We start from the raw sequence: 1,346 nt of genomic DNA on the forward strand, positions 1-1,346 counted from the left end.
GCCCGGAACGCGTCGCCCGGAAGTTCGACCTCTACCGGGACGTCCTGTTCTCCACCTCGGTCACCTCGCTGACCTGGGACGAGGACGGTGAGCAGTGGACCGTGACCACCGACCGCGGCGACGCGTTCCGGGCCACCTACGTCGTCACCTCCACCGGCACCCTCTCCACGCCCAAACTCCCCGGCATCCCCGGCATCCAGGACTTCGAGGGGCACACCTTCCACACCTCGCGGTGGGACTACGCCTACACCGGAGGCACCCCGGACGGCGGCATGACCGGCCTCGCGGACAAGCGGGTGGGCGTCGTCGGCACCGGCGCCACCGGCATCCAGGCCATCCCGATGCTGGCCGAGGACGCCGCGCACGTCTACGTCTTCCAGCGCACCCCCTCCACCGTGGACGTCCGCGCCAACCGCCGCACCACCGCCGAGGACGTCGGCGCCCACCGCGAGGGCTGGGCGCGCGAGCGCCGCGACAACTACCTCCGCATCGTCTCCGGCGAACCGGCCGACCGGGACCTCGTCGCCGACCGCTGGACCGAGTCGGCCGGCCTCCTGGAGAAGCTCCTGCCGAGCTTCCGCCGCCAGGACGACCGGGAGGCCTTCGAAGCGGCCTACGAGGCGGCCGACGCCGCCAAGATGAACGAACTCCGCGCCCGCGTCGAGGAGACGGTCACCGACCCGGACACGGCGGAGAGGCTCAAGCCCTGGTACCGGTACGCCTGCAAGCGCCCCACCTTCTCCGACCGGTACTACCCGGCCTTCAACCGCGACAACGTCACCCTGGTCGACACCGCCGACACCCACGGCATCGAGCGCGTCACCGAGACCGGCGTGGTGGTCGGCGGCACGACGTACGACCTCGACTGCCTGATCTTCGCCACGGGTTTCTCCGTCGGCACCTCGGGCGTCCTCTCCGGCAAGCTCCCCGTCCACGGCCGGGGCGGTACCCAGCTCCTGCACGCCTGGGCGAAGGAGGGCCCGCGCACCCTGCACGGCTTCACGAGCAACGGCTTCCCCAACCTGATCCAGATGGGGTCCCTGCAGAACGCCAGCAGCGTCAACTTCACCCACGTCCTGGACGAACAGGCCGTCCACGCCGCCGCCCTGGTCGCCGCCGCCGAAGCGGGCGACGCGCTCGTCGAACCCTCCCGCGAGGCCGAGGACGCCTGGCTCGCCCTCCTGGCGAAGGACGCCCCCGACCACGAGTGGTTCCACGCCGAGTGCACCCCCGGCTACTACAACCGGGAGGGCCGGGGCCGGCCCGACGGCCCCACCGCCTACCCCCACGGCGCCCACGCCTTCCACCGGCTCCTCGCACCACCGCGCGAGGAGCCGGGGGAAGGC

General features: G+C 72.4%; 1 protein-coding gene. It reads left to right on the top strand.

The window, feature by feature from the left end:
• Positions 1-1,346: flavin-containing monooxygenase (locus AOK18_RS23585; RefSeq protein ID WP_055695645.1), on the top strand; the 1,346-nt coding region annotated here is incomplete at both ends.

Source organism: Streptomyces prasinopilosus (genome assembly GCF_001419695.1).
In the GTDB taxonomy this organism is placed as follows: Bacteria; Actinomycetota; Actinomycetes; order Streptomycetales; family Streptomycetaceae; genus Streptomyces; species Streptomyces prasinopilosus.